Source organism: Mesorhizobium sp. M0715, assembly GCF_040320355.1.
Lineage (GTDB): Bacteria > Pseudomonadota > Alphaproteobacteria > Rhizobiales > Rhizobiaceae > Mesorhizobium.
The window spans coordinates 1-18,707 of sequence record NZ_JAMYPL010000032.1; the positions used below are offsets into that span (position 1 = coordinate 1).

The 18,707-nt window shown below is 62.0% G+C and carries 17 protein-coding genes and 1 pseudogene; 6 read left to right on the plus strand and 12 right to left on the minus strand.

What is annotated here, in order from left to right:
* The first annotated feature begins 178 nt into the window (after window positions 1-178).
* Entirely contained in the window at window positions 179-778 is a 600-nt protein-coding gene (locus tag NKI21_RS28155) for a DUF922 domain-containing protein (RefSeq protein WP_352677431.1), read from the plus strand.
* Window positions 779-782: 4 nt separating this feature from the next.
* Here the strand turns inward: NKI21_RS28155 and NKI21_RS28160 are convergent, their stop codons facing one another.
* From NKI21_RS28160 to NKI21_RS28180, 5 genes are all read right to left on the minus strand, one after another.
* A complete protein-coding gene (locus NKI21_RS28160) occupies window positions 783-1,829 on the minus strand; it encodes an endonuclease/exonuclease/phosphatase family protein (protein WP_352868518.1) in 1,047 nt (348 codons plus the stop codon).
* A gap of 70 nt (window positions 1,830-1,899) precedes the next feature.
* Window positions 1,900-3,363: an AMP nucleosidase gene (locus NKI21_RS28165; protein ID WP_245486076.1), complete on the minus strand. Its 1,464-nt coding sequence runs from the start codon at window positions 3,361-3,363 to the stop codon at window positions 1,900-1,902.
* A 116-nt stretch (window positions 3,364-3,479) separates the two neighbouring features.
* Window positions 3,480-3,674: a hypothetical protein gene (locus NKI21_RS28170; protein WP_127292634.1), complete on the minus strand. Its 195-nt coding sequence runs from the start codon at window positions 3,672-3,674 to the stop codon at window positions 3,480-3,482.
* Between the two features lie 40 nt (window positions 3,675-3,714).
* Window positions 3,715-3,873 (minus strand): hypothetical protein, encoded by a 159-nt coding sequence (locus tag NKI21_RS28175; RefSeq protein ID WP_352441283.1) that lies wholly within the window; start codon window positions 3,871-3,873, stop codon window positions 3,715-3,717.
* Between the two features lie 225 nt (window positions 3,874-4,098).
* A complete protein-coding gene (locus NKI21_RS28180) occupies window positions 4,099-4,440 on the minus strand; it encodes a DUF2147 domain-containing protein (protein WP_352441282.1) in 342 nt (113 codons plus the stop codon).
* Between the two features lie 448 nt (window positions 4,441-4,888).
* Between NKI21_RS28180 and NKI21_RS28185 the strand changes: the two genes are divergently transcribed.
* Both NKI21_RS28185 and NKI21_RS28190 read left to right on the plus strand, forming a co-directional pair.
* On the plus strand, window positions 4,889-5,155 hold the full coding sequence (locus NKI21_RS28185) for an SEL1-like repeat protein (protein WP_013532614.1): 267 nt from the start codon (window positions 4,889-4,891) through the stop codon (window positions 5,153-5,155).
* 393 nt (window positions 5,156-5,548) lie between these two features.
* On the plus strand, window positions 5,549-6,670 hold the full coding sequence (locus NKI21_RS28190; RefSeq protein ID WP_023812840.1) for an ABC transporter substrate-binding protein: 1,122 nt from the start codon (window positions 5,549-5,551) through the stop codon (window positions 6,668-6,670).
* A 75-nt stretch (window positions 6,671-6,745) separates the two neighbouring features.
* Here the strand turns inward: NKI21_RS28190 and NKI21_RS28195 are convergent, their stop codons facing one another.
* The 6 genes from NKI21_RS28195 to NKI21_RS28220 form a co-directional block, all read right to left on the minus strand.
* Window positions 6,746-8,728: an acetyl/propionyl/methylcrotonyl-CoA carboxylase subunit alpha gene (locus NKI21_RS28195; RefSeq protein ID WP_352441281.1), complete on the minus strand. Its 1,983-nt coding sequence runs from the start codon at window positions 8,726-8,728 to the stop codon at window positions 6,746-6,748.
* Window positions 8,729-9,014: 286 nt separating this feature from the next.
* Complete coding sequence (locus NKI21_RS28200; protein ID WP_352441363.1) at window positions 9,015-9,383, minus strand: hypothetical protein; 369 nt, start codon at window positions 9,381-9,383, stop codon at window positions 9,015-9,017.
* A gap of 195 nt (window positions 9,384-9,578) precedes the next feature.
* The gene (locus NKI21_RS28205) at window positions 9,579-11,186 is read right to left on the minus strand and encodes a carboxyl transferase domain-containing protein (protein WP_352868521.1); all 1,608 of its coding nucleotides are present in this window, start codon (window positions 11,184-11,186) and stop codon (window positions 9,579-9,581) included.
* A gap of 1 nt (window position 11,187) precedes the next feature.
* On the minus strand, window positions 11,188-12,351 hold the full coding sequence (locus NKI21_RS28210) for an isovaleryl-CoA dehydrogenase (protein WP_352868523.1): 1,164 nt from the start codon (window positions 12,349-12,351) through the stop codon (window positions 11,188-11,190).
* Entirely contained in the window at window positions 12,320-12,964 is a 645-nt protein-coding gene (locus NKI21_RS28215; RefSeq protein ID WP_352868526.1) for a TetR/AcrR family transcriptional regulator, read from the minus strand. Before NKI21_RS28215 ends, NKI21_RS28210 begins: the two co-directional genes overlap by 32 nt.
* Before the next feature lie 71 nt (window positions 12,965-13,035).
* Window positions 13,036-13,320 carry an acylphosphatase gene (locus NKI21_RS28220; protein ID WP_352868528.1) on the minus strand — a complete coding sequence of 95 codons (285 nt, stop codon included), beginning with the start codon at window positions 13,318-13,320 and terminating at the stop codon, window positions 13,036-13,038.
* 159 nt (window positions 13,321-13,479) lie between these two features.
* Between NKI21_RS28220 and NKI21_RS28225 the strand changes: the two genes are divergently transcribed.
* Window positions 13,480-14,472: a bifunctional helix-turn-helix transcriptional regulator/GNAT family N-acetyltransferase gene (locus tag NKI21_RS28225; protein ID WP_352752495.1), complete on the plus strand. Its 993-nt coding sequence runs from the start codon at window positions 13,480-13,482 to the stop codon at window positions 14,470-14,472.
* Between the two features lie 36 nt (window positions 14,473-14,508).
* Here NKI21_RS28225 and NKI21_RS28230 read toward each other — a convergent pair whose 3' ends face one another.
* Entirely contained in the window at window positions 14,509-15,621 is a 1,113-nt protein-coding gene (locus NKI21_RS28230; protein WP_352868531.1) for a pyridoxal phosphate-dependent aminotransferase, read from the minus strand.
* Between the two features lie 118 nt (window positions 15,622-15,739).
* Here NKI21_RS28230 and NKI21_RS28235 point away from each other — a divergent pair, with 118 nt between their 5' ends.
* Window positions 15,740-17,413: a tetratricopeptide repeat-containing sulfotransferase family protein gene (locus NKI21_RS28235; RefSeq protein WP_352441277.1), complete on the plus strand. Its 1,674-nt coding sequence runs from the start codon at window positions 15,740-15,742 to the stop codon at window positions 17,411-17,413.
* Window positions 17,414-17,613: 200 nt separating this feature from the next.
* Window positions 17,614-18,667 (plus strand): annotated as a pseudogene (locus NKI21_RS28240) (IS1182 family transposase); the annotation flags it as partial.
* Window positions 18,668-18,707: the final 40 nt, after the last annotated feature.

An 18,707-nucleotide genomic window follows, 5' to 3' on the forward strand; every position in this document is an offset into this window, starting at 1 on the left:
TCAACAACAGTGCGCTTCAAACTCTCGCTGTGTTTGGACATGAAAACCCCCGAAGGTTGATGTCCAACTTTCGGGGGTCAGTTCACGGCTCGGGGTCTCCCGTGGCATGTGAAACATTAGGACTGTTGAAACTGCCGCACGCTTATGGTTCCATTCCTTGACGATAAGGAGATGGCCAATGCGCCTGGCGGTTCTGGCATGCCTTGTGGCGATCGGTGCGCTGTTCGGTTTGGCTTCGGCGGCCCCGGCCGGCACCAGGGTGGTGGTCAAGACGCGGACCTACGACATCACCGGGAACACGGGGCTGGCGCTGATGCAGGCTATGGACCGCAAGGGGCCGAAGCACGGCTTCATGACGCATGCCATCGCGCTGACCGGCTACGCAGTGGACTGGGACCTTGACACCAGCCAGGACAATGGCGTTTGCCGCTTGCGGCGTGCCAACGGCACGCTCAATCTCTTCTATACGTTTCCGCGTGTCGCCTCGGCCACCACGCCGACGCTCCGGAAGCGCTGGACGCGGTTCTTCGCCGGCGTCCGCGCCCATGAGGAAACCCATGGCCGCATCGCCAGGGAGATGATGCGGGCCACGGAAAGATCGATCTCCGGCCTCAGGATTGCCGACGACCGGTTCTGCTACAAGACACGTCGCGAGGCACAGCGACGTATCAAGGCCACCAATGCCGCATATGAGGCCAAGCAGCTCGCTTTCGATGCGCGCGAGCATCGCGACGGCGGCCATGTCCAGCATCTCGTCATCGCTTTGGTCAGGCCCTGATCCATCAGCCTGGCGTCTTGCCGGTCTGAACAATGGCCGCGGTCGCGGTTTCATGTTCATCGAGCGGCTTTTGCTGGTTCGGCCTGAGCGAGAACTCCACCATGACCGGAAGGTGATCCGAGCCGGTGTCTTCCAGCCGTGTCGCGGAATGGATGGTCACACCGCCCTTGCTGAAAACCTGGTCGATCGGCAGGCCGGCGAAGCGCCGCAGGAAGTCCGGCAGCTTGATGTGGATCCAGGTCGGGCCGGCGGAAGGCATCACGGTCAGCCCGCCAAGCGCCGCGACCCGCCGCACGGCGGCACTCCACGGGGCGGCATTGCAGTCGCCTGCCATGATGGCCGTCCCGCCGAGCGCGGAAAGCGGCTCCGTCAACTCGCCGATCTGCCAGTACTGCTCGCGTGGCCACGGCCAGCTGAGATGGATCGCCGCGACATCGACGTCGATGCCGCCGAAGTCGACGGTCGCTGTCGCCATGGCGCCGCGCCTTTCGCAACGCGCCTCGGTGCCGGCGGCAAAGGGCCGCCGCGAGAGCAGCGCGACGCCGAATATGCCGTTGGGATAAGGACAGAGGATCCGGTATGGATAGGCGCTGCTGATATAGCCAAGCTCGGTCGCCCACATCGCCGATACCTCGTCCAGGGTGATCACGTCGGGATTGGTCCGGCCGATCAGCGACAGCACCTTCTTCGGCGTCGGATTGTCGTAGCGCAGGTTCATCTGCAGCAGCTTGTAGATCGCGCGGTCTTCGTTCTTGGCTTCATAGGCGGCCTGAACCGGCCACAGGCGGGAGAAGGACAGCGAGCCGGAAGTGGTGGCGAAGGCCGCCAAGGCAAAAAGCAGTGCCACGGCCGCCTGCAGGCGAAATGTCGTGGCCAGCAGCGGCAGTGCGCAAAGCGCCATCAGCACGGCAATGTGGACGCGGAAATGCGAGAAGGAATCGAAGGCGGGATGCAGCGTTCCGAAAAACCCGGCCACCAGAGCGATCGAACAGGCCAGCATTGCCAGGAATGCAACCGAAATCAGCAATGTCCCGAAGCTCGCTCTCTCCATGCCGCCTGCTTATCGGCAGAAATGCGGCCCAATCAAGATGAGAAATGCCTACGCGATGCGTGGTATCGGCCTACTGGAACGCCGTTTCCGAAAAACTTCTGAGCTTGCGCGAATGCAACCGCTCCATCGGCATTTCCGCGAGCTTCTCCATCGCCCTGATGCCGATGGTCAGGTGCTGCGCCACCTGGCGCTTGTAGAATTCGGTCGCCATGCCGGGCAGCTTCAACTCGCCATGCAGCGGTTTGTCCGAAACGCACAGCAGCGTGCCGTAGGGAACGCGGAAGCGGAAGCCATTGGCGGCGATGGTCGCCGATTCCATGTCGAGTGCGATGGCGCGAGATTGCGACAGACGCTGGACCGGGCCACGCTGGTCGCGCAGTTCCCAGTTGCGATTGTCGATGGTGGCGACGGTGCCCGTGCGCATGATGCGCTTCAGGTCGTAGCCGGTAAGGCCGGTGACTTCGGCGACGGCTTCCTGCAACGCCACCTGGATCTCGGCCAGCGGCGGGATCGGCACCCAGACCGGAAGATCGTCGTCCAGCACATGGTCCTCGCGCACATAGGCATGCGCCAGCACATAGTCGCCCAGCGCTTGGGTGTTGCGCAGGCCGGCACAGTGGCCGAGCATCACCCAGGCATGCGGCCTCAGCACCGCAATATGGTCGGTGATGGTCTTGGCGTTGGAAGGCCCGACGCCGATATTCACCATGGTGATGCCGCCATGTCCCGACTTCTTCAGGTGATAGGCCGGCATCTGTGGCAGGCGCGGCGGTGCAACGCCTTCGCTGGGCGCGCTTTGCCCGCTCTTGGTGATGACATTGCCCGGCTCGACGAACTCCGTGTATCCGCCGCCGCCATTGGCCATCAGGTCGCGGGCGCGGGCGACGAACTCGTCGATGTAGAACTGATAATTGGTGAACAGTACGAAGTTCTGGAACTGCTGCGGTGTGGTCGCCGTATAGTGCGACAGCCGGTGCAGCGAATAGTCGATGCGCTGCGCAGTGAAGGGCGCCAACGGCCTCGGCTCGCCAAAGGCCACTTCGAAGGTGCCGTTGGCGATCTGGTCGTCGGTGCCGTCGAGATCCGGCACGTCGAACAGGTCGCGGATCGGCCGCTTGATGCGCTCCGCCGTCGCGCCGTCGACATGGGTGCCTTCAAGGAAGGCGAAATGCAGCGGGATCGGCGTGGTCGATTCCGACACCGTGACCGCAACCCCATGATTGCGCATGATCAGGCGCAACTGCTCGACGAGGTAGCTTTCGAACAGGCCCGGTTGGGTGATGGTAGTGGAAAAATGCCCAGGCGTCGGCATATGGCCATAGGCCTGGCGCGAGTCGATCTGGGTGAATGAGTTGGTGGTGACGCCGATCTCCGGATAGAAGGCCCGGTAGCGCTTGCCATTGTCGCCGCCTGCTGCCGCCAGCTCTGCGAAGGAGTCGCGCAGGAACTTGGTGTTGCGGTCGTAAAGCGCCTGCAGTGCCTTGACGGCTTTTTCGGCGCTATCAAAGCTTTGCCGGCCAAAAGGCTCCGGCATAACGACAGATTCGATGGCTTGTGGGTAGATTCGCTTTTCCATGGCTCAATATAGAGACTTGGATCGGCACTTGGGAGGGGTGTCGCGACCGAAGGCGGCCAAAGCGCCGTTTTTCTTCAACCGCGCTGCAGGCTGACCAGGAGCACAAAGCCGACGCCGGACTTCTTCAGGGCAGGTGCGTCGATCGTCGAGCCGGCATCGGAGCGCATCATCGGCACGGCCAGAACCGGAGCGGCCAGAACCGCCAGGATAAGCGCCGCCCGCGGCAGAAGCCGAAGGGTCTTGAGAGCGTTGGCGGCGATGCGGTTCATGGTGTTTCAGCTTTTCTTTTCGAGGTCTTGGTTTCTTTGTTCAGTTGCGAAGATGGGTGGGGCAGGCGAGGCGGCAGGTTCCGGAACTGGCTTCGTCCCAGGCGCGGGCCGGACGGCCCGCTTCGGCGACGAGGATGGCGAAGAACATCCCAAACAGGCTCACCAGCAGGCAGACGATGGTGAAGCGGCGAGAAAGCATTGGGTCGGTCTCCTTCAACACGCCGGAGAATGCCCTGATGCAACTGAACCGGCTCTGATGCCGGCGTTCATCTGCGGTTCAAGATGATTGACGGGGTTTCGACGGCGCCGGCGTCGGTTTGGATAGCCGCCGGCGGGTATCGAGCATCACCGGCGCAGGATGTGTCGACAAAACGAAAACGGGGCCCGTCGAGGCCCCGTCATCATGTCGTAAGGGTGCGGTCGATCAGAGCTTGTGCCAGGTCTGGCTCTTGCAGATCAGTCCGCCCAGCACGCAGCCGCTCATCTTGAGAGAGCTGCCCGACAATGTCGCCTTGCCCGAATAGGTCTTGTCGTTTGCCGGATCGGTGATGTTGCCGGCATATTTGTTGTCGCCCGTCGCCTTGAGCGAGCCGATGGTCTTGCCGGCATATTTCCCGGACTTGAGGGTGATGGAAAACGAGCCGCCGCCGGCGATGGCCGCGGTTTCGCCGGCCTGCGTCTTCCAATTGCCTTCGATCGGATCGGCCCATGCCGCACCCGGCACGATCAATGTGGCCGCAAGGGCCAGGCTCAGTTTTCGAAACATGTCTTCCTCCCTGTGGATGTCCGGCCGGATGCTCCGCCTCGCCGGTCTGCCGCTTACGCAAACGTAAGCTAATCCAGCTCCCGGCAAAACAAAAGCGGTGCCGTAGCGGAAGACTTTCGGATTTTGAAGCCACCTGAAAGCGCCTCCTCGACGACGAAATGAAACGATCGGCGCATCGCCTTTGTCTGCCGTGGTTAGCGAAGTCTTGCCCCCGCGTGAGAAAACTTTCGTCAAATTTGACGCAAGCAGGCTGAATTGCTGGGTTTGTATCCTTAACGAATTTCGGCGTTTACCTCTTGTTTTAGCTTTGTTTTCCTCAAATTAAGCACGCCATTTAACGACGGATTCAAGCCTGCACGGCATTCTCGAAAGCATCGGAAGAGCAGCCGGCAAGACGAAAGAAGGCAGCTCTCGGGAGCCTGACAGGGCCGGAAAACAGGGGATTGAAATGGCACGTTTTGAAATGCTTGAAGCAGGTTTCGGCGCCATGGGAGCAACTGCCCAGGCCGACATCCTTTTCGAATTGGGCATGATGTATGCGACCGGCCGCGATTGCGAGACCGATGTCGTTGCCGCCCACAAATGGTTCAACATCGCCGCAATCAAGGGCTCGGCCCGCGCCGCCGAGCTGCGCTCGGAACTGTCGGCCGCCATGTCGAAGGTCGAGATCGCCACGGCGCTTCGCGAAGCCCGCGAATGGATGACCATGCACTGAAATCTGCCAATCGCAGAGAGGTCCATCGAAGACAGGGAAGCTCCGGGATCAAGGCCGCACAGACGGCCAGACCCGGCGAAATCGAAGGCCGCGCAAGACGGTCACGAAGGCAAGAGAAAGAACGCGGCAGGCAGCAAGGCTCAGCTGTGCGCGACACGGGGAAGGCGAGCGGGATTCTTAGGCGCGAGAGCGCCCGGAGATTGCTCGACGGACAAAAAAGCCACGACCAGCCGGAACAAGGCTGGCGTGGCTTTTTGCGTTGATGACGTCTTGCAGGCCCAATCGAGCGGCGCCAATGCGCCTAGACAGGCCGAATGAAGGATGAAATTGTCCGGCCTCTCTGGAAGAAGCGGGGCCGGGGCGGCCGCGCGTGAGTGGAGGAGTTCTACAACAATGAAAAAATTGAGTATTCTAAACGCGGCCATATTCGGCCTGATGATGAGCACGCCGGTCGCATTCGCCGACGACATCACCTTTGCGGTGATCGGCCCGATGACCGGACAGCTCGCCACCATCGGCGATCAGTTCAAGCAGGGCGCACAGGCCGCTGCCGACGCGATCAACGCCGCTGGCGGCATCAACGGGTCGATGATCAAGCTTGATATCGAAGACGACCAGTGCGATCCCAAGCAGGCCGTGTCGGTTGCCAACCGCGTCGTCGCCGATGGCGTCAAGTTCATCGACGGCCATGCCTGCTCGGGTTCGAGCATTCCGGCCTCGGCCGTCTATGCCGAAGCCGGCGCCTTGATGATGAGCCCGGCCTCGTCAAACCCGGTGCTGACCGATGCGGCAGCCAAGGCCGGCTGGCCGACGATCATGCGCCTATACACGCGTGACGATGCGCAGGGCGCCTTCATCGGCCCATGGATCGCCAAGAAGTTTGCCGGCAAGAATGTCGTCGTCCTGCACGACAAGAGCGCCTACGGACAGGGCGTGGCTGACGCCGTCAGGGCAACGATGAATGCCGGCGGCCTCAAGGAGGTCTACTATGACGGCATCAACGCTGGCGAGAAGGACTATTCGGCTCTCGTCACCAAGCTCAAGGACTTGAAAGCCGACGTCGTCTATTTCGGCGGCTACCATCCTGAAGCTGGCCTGATCCTGCGTCAATCGGCGGAACAGAACCTGAAGTTCCAGCTGATCATGCCGGACTCCATCGCCTCGCCGGAATTCTGGCAGGTCGCTGGCCCGGCCGGCGAGGGCACCATGTTCGTCTTCCCGTCGGATCCGCAGGCAAAGCCGGAAGCCAAGGCTGCCGTCGAGAAGATCAAGGCCGGCGGTTTCGTGCCGGAGGGCTTCACGCTGTTCTCATACGCCACCATCCAGGCATTCGCCGAAGGCATCAAGCGTGCCGGCAGCGACGACCCGGCCAAGGTTGCCGAAGCGTTGAAGAACGGCACGCCGATCAGCACCGTTGTCGGTGATGTCACCTTCGACGAGAAGGGCGATCTCAAGAATGCCAGCTACGACATCAACCAGTGGCATGACGGCAAATACGCGCCGATCGCGCAGTAATCGCCGACTTGGCGACCAAGTAGCGTAGAGAAATGGCCGGGTCCGTCCCGGCCATTTCTTTTTACCTTCGAACCGTCAGCTGGCTACAGCGGTCGAGGCGGCTTGTTCCCCGACGAACCGCACCAGCACCGTCCCGTCGGTCACCTGCGCGCCCTCGGTGGCGATCTCAGCGATCACGCCGTCATGCGGCGCGGCGATGGTGTGCTCCATCTTCATCGCCTCCAGGATCAGCAGCGGCTGGCCCTTGATCACCGTATCGCCTTTTCCCACGCGCACCAGCTTGACCAATCCCGGCATCGGCGCACGCAGGCTGCCGGCGCTTGCCGCCGCCTCATCGGCCCGTGCCAACGGGTCCGACACGGCGAAGGTGTAGCCAACGGCGCCTTCGAACACGGTGATGTGGCCGGGCCAGCGGGCAAGGCGCGGCGCGGCGCGAAAATCATGCGAATTGGTGTCGTCATAGGGCTTCTCCAGCGCGACCTGGAAGCGCCCATCCGGCCGCACCGAAACCTTCGCCGCGATATCGTCTTCACCGAACTTCAGCCATGTGCGTCGCGCCACGCTGTGGAAATGGGCATAACCGGCAAGCGACGACCACGGATCGTCTGACAACGGCGATGCTCCGGCCCCCGAGGCTGCGACTGCGGCCGCGGCTATGGTTTCTCCGCTCGGCGGCGGGACGATCGTCAAAGCCGCCTGGTGTCTGCCAATCAGGCTGGTGTCGACGTCGCCTGCGGCGAAATCCGGATCGGCGGCGAGAGCGGCAAGAAAGGCGGTGTTGACGGTCGAGCCGGCGATCTCGGTCCGGGATAGCGCCGCGCCAAGCGCTTCCAGAGCCGCCTGGCGGTCCGTGGCGTGGACGACCAGCTTGGCGATCATCGGATCGTAGTACGGCGAGATGGCGTCACCCGCCCGCACGCCGGTCTCGATGCGCATCGTGGCGCCTTGCGGGGCCGCGTCTGGAAATCTCAGATGATGCAGCGTGCCCGTTGCCGGCAGAAAACCTTTTGCCGCGTCCTCGGCATAGATGCGCGCCTCGAAGGCATGGCCGGTAAGCGCGATCTCGCTTTGCGTCTTCGGCAGCTTTTCGCCGCTGGCGACCCGCAACTGCCACTCGACCAGATCGGTGCCGGTCACCATTTCGGTGACGGGGTGCTCGACCTGCAGACGGGTGTTCATCTCCATGAACCAGAAGCGGTCGGCTTTCAGGCCTTGCGAGGCATCGACGATGAACTCGATGGTGCCGGCGCCTGAATAATTGATCGCCTTGGCGGCCTTCACCGCCGCATCCGTCATCGCCTTGCGCAAAGCCTCGGTCATGCCGGGCGCGGGCGATTCCTCGATCACCTTCTGGTGGCGGCGCTGCGCCGAGCAGTCGCGCTCGTAGAGGTGCACGGCGTTGCCGAAATTGTCGCCGAACACCTGCACTTCGATATGGCGCGGCTTGTCGACATATTTTTCGACCAGCACACGGTCGTCGCCGAACGCAGCTTTCGCCTCGCGCCGCGCGCTGGACAACGCTTCGGAAAACTCATCGGGATGCTCGACCCGGCGCATACCCTTGCCGCCGCCGCCAGCGCGTGCCTTGATCAGCACGGGATAGCCGATCTCGCGTGCCTTGGAGGCAAGTAGCACGATCTCCTGCGCCTCGCCATGGTAGCCCGGAACGACCGGAACGCCGGCTTTTTCCATCAGACGCTTGGCCGCGTCCTTCAGCCCCATGGCACGGATCGAGGCCGCCGACGGGCCGATGAAAATGAGCCCCGCCGCCGTCACCTGGTCGACGAAATCGGGATTTTCCGACAGGAAGCCGTAGCCGGGATGAATGGCTTGTGCGCCGGTAGTCAAGGCCGCGGCGATGATCTTATCACCGCGCAGATAGCTTTCGCCGACGCGCGAGGGGCCGATATGCACCGCCTCGTCGGCCATCTCGACATGCAGGGATCTCGCGTCGGCATCCGAATAGACGGCGACAGTGCGCACACCCAGTTTCCGAGCCGTGCGGATGACACGACAGGCGATCTCGCCGCGATTGGCAATCAGGATCTTGGCAAACATGGAGCCTCCGCATGTAAGGCTCGCAGTCCATGGGAAGCAGGGCGCTTCAACACCCCCCTCTGTCCTGCCGGACATCTCCCCCGCAAGGAGGGAGATTGGCAGCTTTGCCCTCGCTGCGAACTTTCAATGTTGGAATTTGGCGAAAGCGATAGCGACAGTCGATCTCCCCCAATGCGGGGGAGACGTCCGGCAGGACAGAGGGGGGTACTGTCCAGCGAGCCATTCCAGCCCTCGGCGTAGACCTCTCCCTTACCAAGGGAGTGCTCTACCTTGCGGTCGGTAGTATCTATTTCGATGACGAAATTGCGCAGCCGCCACTCGCGGTCTTGAGCTTCCACCGTGTCAAGCCGGCCTGGCAATTGCGCAGCGCCGTCTCTTCCGCCGCCTTCTGGGACGGCGCGTCGAGCTTCGTCCCGCAGACAATGTAGAGGTCGACGACACGCGAATAAAAGGTTGTGGCGTAAGCCGAATGGCCGCTCGCCGCGACGTAGCCCTTGTAGGCAACGTTGCATTCGCCCGAACCCAAGGTCGGCGGAAAACGCACGTCTCCCTTGCGTCCCGCGAGCGATTCCGCCGAGCCGATGCCGGTCGCGGTTAATATTAGAAATACTGAAAGTATCGAAGCAGCCGTTCCCTGGCAATATTTCAGTTTCATTTCCAGCCCGTCCCCATTGCCCCATGCTGGATAAGCAGTATCGAATATTTTGCCTCGCCGCCAGTTCACTGTTTGAGATTCGAAGCCGCCTATGCTGATGAATCGGTTGGTCCATACAGTTCAGCCTTTTCGCACGGCAGCAACGGCCTGCCGGTATAGTTCCGCCGTTTGTCCGTCGAAGTTGACCGTCCATTCTCACATCCGAAACACGCCGAAGCGCGTGTCCTCGATTTCGGCGTTGAGCGCGGCGGACAGGCTGAGCGCCAGCACGTCGCGGGTCTTCGCAGGGTCGATGATGCCGTCGTCCCAGAGGCGTGCGGACGAATAGAGCGGATGGCCCTCATGCTCGTATTTCATCAGGATCGGCTTCTTGAATTTCGCCTCTTCCTCGGCGCTCCATTCCCCGCCCTTGCGCTCGATGCCTTCGCGCTTGACCATGGCAAGCACCGTTGCTGCTTGCTCGCCGCCCATCACCGAGATGCGGGCGTTCGGCCACATCCACAGGAAGCGCGGCGAATAGGCGCGGCCGCACATGCCGTAATTGCCGGCGCCGAACGAACCGCCGATGATGATCGTCACCTTTGGCACGCGGGCGGTGGCAACGGCCATCACCAGCTTGGCGCCGTCCTTGGCGATGCCGCCTGCTTCATATTTTCGACCGACCATGAAGCCGGTGATGTTTTGCAGGAAGACCAATGGGATCTTGCGCTGGCAGCACAGTTCGATGAAGTGCGCCCCCTTCAGCGCGCTTTCGGAAAACAGCACGCCGTTGTTGGCGATGATGCCGACCGGCATGCCATGGAGATGGGCAAAGCCGGTGATCAGCGTGGTGCCGTAATTCTGCTTGAACTCGTCGAATTCGGAACCGTCGACGATGCGCGCAATCACCTCGCGTGCGTCATAGGGCTGGCGCAGGTCGGTCGGCACGATGCCGTAGAGTTCATCCGCCGGATGAAGCGGCGGAATCGATCTCTGTAAGTTTAGGCTTACAGTCTTGTTCCGATTCAGGTTTTTGACGATGCGGCGGCAGATGGCGAGCGCATGGTCGTCGTCCAGCGCATAGTGGTCGGCAACACCGGAGAGCCTGGTGTGCACATCGGCGCCGCCGAGATCCTCGGCGCTGACATCCTCGCCGGTCGCTGCTTTCACCAGCGGCGGACCGCCGAGGAAGATGGTCGCCTGGTTGCCCACCATGATCGTCTCGTCGGACATCGCCGGCACATAGGCGCCGCCCGCCGTGCAGGAACCCATGACGCAGGCGATCTGCGGAATGCCGGCTGCCGACATGTTGGCCTGGTTGTAGAAGATGCGGCCGAAATGCTCCCGGTCGGGAAACACCTCGTCCTGATTGGGCAGGTTGGCACCGCCGCTATCGACGAGGTAGATGCAAGGCAAATTGTTCTGCAGCGCGATCTCCTGCGCCCGCAGATGCTTCTTCACCGTCAGCGGGTAATAGGTGCCGCCCTTCACCGTGGCGTCGTTGACGACGACCATCACCTCGGTGCCCTCGACGCGGCCGACGCCGGCGATCATGCCGGCCGACGAAATCTCCTCGCCATACATCGACCAAGCGGCGAACTGGCCGATCTCGAGGAAGGGTGAACCGACATCCAGCAATTGCGCGAGGCGCTCGCGCGGCAGGAGCTTGCCGCGCGAAACATGCCGCTCGCGCGCTTCCTCCGAGCCGCCGCGCTCGACGGTGGCCGCCTTCTCCGCAATGTCGGTGACCAGCGCCCGCATGCGCTCGGCATTGGCACGGAAGGTTTCGGAGGAGGGGGATATCTGGGTTTGCAGCGTAGCCATGCTATACCCCCTCCGCCATGATCTCGCGGCCGATCAGCCAGCGGCGGATTTCGCTGGTGCCGGCGCCGATCTCATAGAGCTTGGCATCGCGCAGCAGGCGGCCGGTCGGATAGTCGTTGATGTAGCCGTTGCCGCCAAGCAGCTGGATGGCGTCGAGCGCCATCAGCGTCGCCTTCTCGGCGGCAAACAGCACGCAGCCGGCGGCATCCTTGCGCGTCGTCTGGCCGCGGTCGCAGGCGGCGGCAACGGCATAGACATAGGCGCGCGCGGCGTTCATCACCGTGTACATGTCGGCCAGCTTGCCTTGCACCAGCTGGAACTCGCCGATCGCCTGGCCGAACTGCTTGCGCTCGTGCACATAGGGGATTGCCACGTCAAGGCACGCCGCCATCAGGCCGATCGGGCCGCCGGCAAGCACCGTGCGCTCATAGTCGAGGCCAGACATCAGCACCTCGACGCCGCGCCCTTCCTCATGCAGCACATTGTCGAAGGGCACCTCGACATCCCTGAACACCAGTTCGCCGGTGTTGGAGCCGCGCATGCCGAGCTTGTCGAGCTTTTGCGCAACGGAGAACCCGGCAAAAGCCTTCTCGACGATGAAGGCGGTGATGCCGCGCGAGTTTTGCTCCGGGGCGGTCTTGGCATAGACGACCAGCGTTTCGGCGTCCGGCCCGTTGGTGATCCACATCTTGGTGCCGTTGAGCACGTAGCGGTCGTTGCGCTTTTCAGCGCGCAGCTTGAGCGAGACGACGTCCGAGCCGGCGCCGGATTCCGACATCGCCAGCGCGCCGACTCGCTCGCCCGAGCACAGTGGCGGCAGGAATTTTTCCTTCTGCGCCGGCGTTCCCCAGCGGTTGATCTGGTTGACGCAGAGATTGGAATGGGCACCGTAGGAGAGGCCGACCGAGGCCGAAGCGCGCGAGATTTCCTCGACGGCGATCACATGCGCGAGATAGCCCATGCCGCTGCCGCCGAAATCGGGATCGGCCGTGACCCCAAGCAGGCCGAGCGCACCGAGTTCACCCCACAGATGCGCCGGAAATTCGTTCGAGCGATCGATGTCGGCGGCGACCGGAGCGATCCGGTCCTGGGCGAAGCGCCGCACCAAGTCGCGCAGCGCCTCGATCTCCTCGTCATGCCCGAAGCTGAGTGTGTTCGTGTACATGCTTTTCCTCCCTGCCGTCGATCTTCGCGCCGACGAGCCGCATTGTCATTGAAAGATATGTCGCCGTGACTTCAGCGATTGATAGCCGCTGGCCCGGCCGAAACCAGACGATCACGCCGGTCATCATCTGGATCAGCGCCATGGCCGTCAGCCCGGTGTCGTCGATGTTGAAGGCGCCCGTCTCGTCGCCGTCGCGCAGGATGGCGCGCAGCTCCTTTTCGTAGGCAGTGCGCATGCGCAGGATTTGCGTCAGCCGTTCGGGCGACAGGCTGCGCAATTCCATGTTCGACACATGCGTGGCGTGCCGTCGCTCGATGTGAAAGGCGATGTGATTGCGCACATAGACGGAGAGCAGTTGCGCCGAATCTGCGTTCGCCGGGCGGGCTGCTTCCCATGCTGTGGCCAGATCTTCCATGTGCTCGCGCATCAGCGTGAACAGAAGCTCTTCCTTGGTTGGAAAGTAGCGGTAGAGCGCGGCCGCCTGGACTCCGACCTCGGCGGCAAGCTGGCGCATCGACATCGCCTCGTAACCAAGGCGCGCGATGAGGTTGACCGCAGCCCCACGGATGGTCGCTTCGGTCTTTTCGCCATCGGACCCCGTGGTGCGTGCCATGTCAGCTCCTCCGCGGAACAATAATAAAACGAACGTTCAATTAATTCAAGATGAGGAGATCGAAACCGCAATCAGGCAATGATCCTGAACCCGACAAGGGCGTGTTGTACTGCCAAGTCGTCGACGTCCACCCTGGAAACCGACGCCCCGGCCGGCCCCTTCCAGAGGCGCTCGATCATTGTCGAGACCGCCTCATCGAGCCCTGCGATCCGGGCCGTTACAGACCCGTCCGCCTCATTGCGAATCCAGCCCGCAAGGCCAAGGCTCGTGGCCTGATGCCGAGCCCAGGCCCTGAAGCCGACGCCTTGCACATTGCCGTAGACCCGCGTCAGCACTTCCCTGCGACGATCAGCCATGAATCTCTCCAAGCCTGTCTTGTTTGAATCTGGCGCATGGCGTGAGGAATGCAACCTGGGAACTGCGCGCGGGCGCAATGGCTGGGCTCTCTGGCTCGAAATTTAATTGACTCCGTCCACTAATTTTGGAAAATACGGCTGCCTCAGGAGTGGCTGCGGATGTTGGACGAACGCAATGCATTGGTGGCCGATGTCAGGCGCTTCAATCGCTTCTACACGCGCACCGTCGGCCTTCTCGACGAGACGCTGACACAAAGCGCATTCACTTTGACCGAGGCGCGCGTGCTGTTCGAACTGGGTCACCGCAGCAACCTGGCTTCCGCCGAAATCGCCGGCGAGCGAGGTTTCCTGGCTGATGCTTTTCGGCTGGAGAATGGCCCGGCGGCCTCCGAAATATCAAGACAGTTGCGTGTCGATGCCGCCTATCTGACGCGGATCCTGCGCAAGTTCGCGGGCCAGGGGCTGACCGAGGCCAGAACGGACCCGGCTGACCGGCGCCGAAGGGTCCTCTCGCTGACCTCACGAGGCGAGGCAGCGCTTGCCAGACTGCAAGCGGCGGCCGATCGGGACACGGCGCGGCTGATCGAAAGCGTCCCCGACGACAGGTTGCATGAACTGCGCAGCGCCTTGCGCAAGGCGGGGGAATTGCTGGGCGACCCCACCCGTGAAAGCAGCGAGGTGACGTTGCGGCCGCATCGCGTCGGCGATGTCGGCTGGGTCGTGCAGCGCCAGGCCCAACTCTATGCCGAGGAATATGGCTGGACGATCGAGTTCGAGGCCATGCTCGCCGAGATCGGCGCCGATTTCATTCGCAATTTCGTGCCCGGCCGCGATTTCTGCTGGATCGCCGAGCGCGGTGGTCAGCCGGTCGGCGCGGTGTTCCTTGTTCATCAGGACGACAAGGTGGCCAAGCTGAGAATGCTGCATGTCGAGGCGTCGGCGCGCGGCCTCGGCATCGGCAAACGACTGGTCGCGGAATGCGTGAACCGGGCTCGAGCTTGCGGCTACACCAAGCTGGTGCTGTGGACCAACGACATCCTCGTTGCGGCGCGTGCAATCTACGAACGTGCCGGCTTCACGCTGGTCTCGCAGGAGCACCACCACAGCTTCGGCAAGGATCTGACCGGCCAGACCTGGGAAATGGATTTGTAGGCAGCTTTTGCTGCTGGGCTGCTTGCAGACGCGATTCTAGTTCCCCCGCGCCGTTGCCAGCGCGCCAGGCAACTCCTCGGCAAGAATATCGAGCTCGTGATCGAGGCCGACGCTGACGCGGATGCAGCGGTCGAGCCGTGGCACCATAGGCTTGCGGATGAAGACGTCGCGTGACAGCAGACCTTGCAGAACTTTCAGCGCGAAAGCGCCATCGCCGCAGCAATCGATGGTGACGAAATTGGTCGCCGATGCCAGTGGCTTCAACCCGTTCGCTTCGGCAATGCCGGCGATGCGTCGGCGGCCGGCCGCGACCCGCGTGACCACGCTTTGCAGATAGTCCTGATCGGCGAGCGCCTCGACGCCGGCGATCTGCGCCATGCGGCTGACGCCATAATGGTTGCGGATCTTCTCGAAGTCGCGGATCACCTGGGCCTCGGCGATCGCATAGCCGCAACGTATGCCCGCCAGCCCGTAAGCCTTCGAGAAGGTGCGCATGCGGATGACGTTTGGCCTGGAGATATTGATCGGCGGCATCGCCGAGGCCGGCCCGAGTTCGCCATAGGCCTCGTCGAGCACCAGCATGGTGGTTTCCGGCAGCGCCTCGATGAAGCGGATGATCTCGCTCGCCTCCCACCAGCTGCCCATTGGATTGTCGGGGTTGGAGAGATAGACCAGCGGGGCCTTGTCCTTGCGCACCGCCGCCAGCAGGCCATCCAGGCTTTCTTTGTCGTTCTCGTAAGGGACTGTCACCAGCCGCCCGCCGACACCGGCAATGTGGAAGTTGAAGGTCGGATAAGCGCCGAGCGAGGTAACCACCGCGTCACCAGGCGCGACATACATGCGTGCCACCAGGCTGAGCAGGCCATCTATGCCTTCGCCGACAACGACGTTCTCGGCCTTCACGCCGTGATGCGCGGCGACCGCCACCTTCAGATCGTGATTGTCGGGATCGCAATACATCCACATGTCGCCGGCGATCTCGGCCATCCGGGCGGTGACGCGCGGCGAGGGACCAAAGCTGCTCTCATTGGCGCCGATGCGGGCGCGAAAAGCGCGGCCACGCTCGCGCTCCTGCGCTTCGGGGCCGACAAACGGCACCGTCGAGGGAAGCGCTGCGATGAGCGGCATGAGGGGAGGGCGCTGGGGCATGGTGGAAGCTCGTTTGAAAAGGGCCTTCTTGCTAGCGCGCCGGATGGGTCGGTGCAAGTTGCCGCTGGGCAGATCCGTAACGCTGGATTCATCCGGCTCTTTTTGCTAGCGAGATATCATGAACAACCGTCTCCCGCCTGCTTGGTCAAAGCACATCAAGCCCGGGCCCACGCCGAAAGCGAAGGGGCCGATACTCAAGCCGACAGTGAGCCAAGGAAACGCTCAATCGCGAGCGCAGGCCGACGAAGCGCTGCTGAACCAGGCCTATGCCCTTCAGCAGGCCCAGCGGCTCGACGAGGCTCAGGACCTGTGCCTTCGGGTGCTGGCGCGCACGCCAAACCATCCGCTCGCTCTGTACATCCTGGGGACCCTGTACCAGCGTTACGATGACGAGATGGCCTTGCGATATTTCGCGCGGGCGGTCGGCGAGGAACCTAAAAACCCTTACTACCACCTCAGCCTCGGCGAGGCCTATGTGAAGGTCAGCGAATATTCGCCAGCCATCAAGCATATGCTGTATGCTTTGGAACTGCAGCCCAGACTTATCGAAGTGCTTTGTGCACTGGGGCGCGCCTACACCAAGTTTGACAAACCCGACATGGCTTTGCCGCTTTACGAGAAAGCGCTCAAGATCAACCGCGATCATCCCAAAGTGCGGGCGGGGCTGGCCAGCGCGCTCAGCGGCCTGGGGCGCATGGATGAGGCCGCCGCCTTTCTGAAAGAAGCAATCGGACGTCGCATCGACGTGCCGGCTGCCTACCACGACCTCGTACAGACGAAAAAATTCACCGAAGAGCCGGAGGAACTCCAATCCATCCTGCGTGAACTCGGCAATCCCAAGCTTGATCCGGACGGTGCTTACAAGCTCCATCACGCTGCCGGCAAGGTACTGAACGACCTCAAGCGCTACAGTGAGGCATTCGACCATTTCAATAGGGGGAAACGGGCCTCCGGCTACACCTTCGACATCAATCTGTATCGCCGCTGGATCGACTCCCTGATTGAAACCTTCACGCCGGACTTTCTGGCGGCCAGGGCCGGCTATGGAAATCCTTCCGAAGTGCCTGTGTTCGTGGTCGGTATGCCGCGGTCGGGCACAACGCTCACGGAACAGATCTGCGCCAGCCATCCCGATGTTCAAGGGGCAGGCGAGCTTAACAAATTAAGGCGGGTCGCCAATGCAATCGGCCTTAAAACCTCATCGGCCGGCGATTTGAGCCGGCCGGTCATGTCGGTCACGCAAGATCTGTCCAGAAAGTTGGCGGAAGAGCATCTGTCCTACCTTAGGGAGTGGGCGCCTGCCGCGCTTCGCGTGGTGGACAAGATGCCGCACAATTTTGAAATGATCGGCCTTATCGGCCTTCTCTTTCCCAACGCGCGCATCATTCATTGTCGCCGTGATGCCATCGACAATTGCGTCTCTTGCTTTGTCCAGAGCTTCAACAAAGGACACAGCTACAATACTGATTTGCGGATACTAGGTCTGTACTACCGCGAGTATGACCGACTGATGCGCCATTGGAACGAGGTTTTTCCAGGCCTTATCTTCGAAAATCGCTACGAAACGCTGGTCGAGGATCAGGAGGCGCAGTCACGCCGCCTCATAGATTACCTTGGGCTGCCCTGGGATGACGCCTGCCTGCGTTTTTTCGACAGGGATGGTTCGGTCAATACGCCCAGCCGCTGGCAGGTTCGCCAACCGATCTACAAATCGTCGGTCAAGCGCTGGAAGAATTATGAAAATGAGATTCAGACGCTGATTGATGCGTTGGGCGATCTAGCGGACAAATAATCCAATCCGAGCTGTGCGGGTGCATGCAATGCGCCCGCGACTTTCGCTGTTAATACCGAATCAATCAATTAAGACAGCGGGTTGCAGCACCGCATCCAATAGTCGCACAATGTCCTGAAAAAAACCCGGCGGTTGCCCGCCGGGTTGCAGACTGCTGACAAACCCCTAGCATTTGCTAGGGGTTTTTGATTCACTGGGTTATGTTGAAGCGACCCGCCCCTGAACAGACCGCACTCGAGATGGTGACGCTGGATCAGTTGGTTCCGGCTGATCACCGTTGCGCAAGATCGACCGTGTGATTGATTTCTCCTTCATCCACGAACTGACCGCGCCACTGTATTGCCCCTACAATGGCCGCCCGCCACTCGATCCGACGTTGATGTTCGAGGCGCTGTTCATCGGCTATCTGTTTGGAGTTCGCTCGGAACGGCAGCTGGTGCGCGAGATCGAGGTCATGTCGCCTATCGCTGGTTCCTGCGGCTGAAGCTGACGGACAAGGTGTTCGACGCCTCGACGTTGTCACAGAACCGGCGGCGGCGTTACGACGACACCAGCGTGTCGCAGGCGATCTTCGACCGCATCGTCGAGCAGGCGATCCGGGCGGGCCTTGTCGATGGCACGGTGCTTTACACCGCCTCCACCCATCTGAAGGCCAACGCCAACAAGACCCGCTTCGATCTGGCGTTCGTGGCCAAGTCGCGGGCCCATTACTGGGAGGCGCTGGACGCGGCGATCGATGAAGAGCGCGCCGTCCATAGCCAGAAACGGCTGAAGGAGAAGCAACGCCAGCCGGTGGAGAAAGAGACCAAGGTCTCGCGCATCGATCCCGACAGCGGCTACATGGTGCGCGAGGGCAAGCCGAAAGGCTTTTTCTATCTCGATCACCGCACGGTGGATGCGGCGCATGCCATCATCACCGACACACACGCGACAGCGATCGTCCATGATTCGACCGTCTACCTGTCGAGGCTCGATCGGCAGGTGGAGGGCTTCGGCTTTGATGTCGGCGCCGTCGGGTTGGACGCCGGCTATGCCACGGCCGGCATCGCCAAAGGACTGGAGGATCGAGCCATGTGCGGTGTCACCGGCTATCGCCGACCGAGACCGCCCAAGCCCGGCATGATGGCACCGTCGGCCTTCACCCATGAGCCGGCGGCTGATGGCCCACAGGGCCAGGTGCTGGCCTACGCCACCACCGACCGCAATGGCTACCGCCGCTACAAGAGCGACCCCGCCATCTGCCGCGGCTGCCCATCTCCTGACACAAACAGTCCAAGACACTTCAATCACATAA

Bases quoted from the DNA above. Each gene is read 5' to 3' on its own strand.
- NKI21_RS28155 (WP_352677431.1), top strand. From the start codon at position 179: ATGCGCCTGGCGGTTCTGGCATGCCTTGTGGCGATCGGTGCGCTGTTC.
- NKI21_RS28160 (WP_352868518.1), bottom strand. From the start codon at position 1,829: ATGGAGAGAGCGAGCTTCGGGACATTGCTGATTTCGGTTGCATTCCTG.
- NKI21_RS28165 (WP_245486076.1), bottom strand. From the start codon at position 3,363: ATGCCGGAGCCTTTTGGCCGGCAAAGCTTTGATAGCGCCGAAAAAGCC.
- NKI21_RS28170 (WP_127292634.1), bottom strand. From the start codon at position 3,674: ATGAACCGCATCGCCGCCAACGCTCTCAAGACCCTTCGGCTTCTGCCG.
- NKI21_RS28175 (WP_352441283.1), bottom strand. From the start codon at position 3,873: ATGCTTTCTCGCCGCTTCACCATCGTCTGCCTGCTGGTGAGCCTGTTT.
- NKI21_RS28180 (WP_352441282.1), bottom strand. From the start codon at position 4,440: ATGTTTCGAAAACTGAGCCTGGCCCTTGCGGCCACATTGATCGTGCCG.
- NKI21_RS28185 (WP_013532614.1), top strand. From the start codon at position 4,889: ATGGCACGTTTTGAAATGCTTGAAGCAGGTTTCGGCGCCATGGGAGCA.
- NKI21_RS28190 (WP_023812840.1), top strand. From the start codon at position 5,549: ATGAAAAAATTGAGTATTCTAAACGCGGCCATATTCGGCCTGATGATG.
- NKI21_RS28195 (WP_352441281.1), bottom strand. From the start codon at position 8,728: ATGTTTGCCAAGATCCTGATTGCCAATCGCGGCGAGATCGCCTGTCGT.
- NKI21_RS28200 (WP_352441363.1), bottom strand. From the start codon at position 9,383: ATGAAACTGAAATATTGCCAGGGAACGGCTGCTTCGATACTTTCAGTA.
- NKI21_RS28205 (WP_352868521.1), bottom strand. From the start codon at position 11,186: ATGGCTACGCTGCAAACCCAGATATCCCCCTCCTCCGAAACCTTCCGT.
- NKI21_RS28210 (WP_352868523.1), bottom strand. From the start codon at position 12,351: ATGTACACGAACACACTCAGCTTCGGGCATGACGAGGAGATCGAGGCG.
- NKI21_RS28215 (WP_352868526.1), bottom strand. From the start codon at position 12,964: ATGGCACGCACCACGGGGTCCGATGGCGAAAAGACCGAAGCGACCATC.
- NKI21_RS28220 (WP_352868528.1), bottom strand. From the start codon at position 13,320: ATGGCTGATCGTCGCAGGGAAGTGCTGACGCGGGTCTACGGCAATGTG.
- NKI21_RS28225 (WP_352752495.1), top strand. From the start codon at position 13,480: ATGTTGGACGAACGCAATGCATTGGTGGCCGATGTCAGGCGCTTCAAT.
- NKI21_RS28230 (WP_352868531.1), bottom strand. From the start codon at position 15,621: ATGCCCCAGCGCCCTCCCCTCATGCCGCTCATCGCAGCGCTTCCCTCG.
- NKI21_RS28235 (WP_352441277.1), top strand. From the start codon at position 15,740: ATGAACAACCGTCTCCCGCCTGCTTGGTCAAAGCACATCAAGCCCGGG.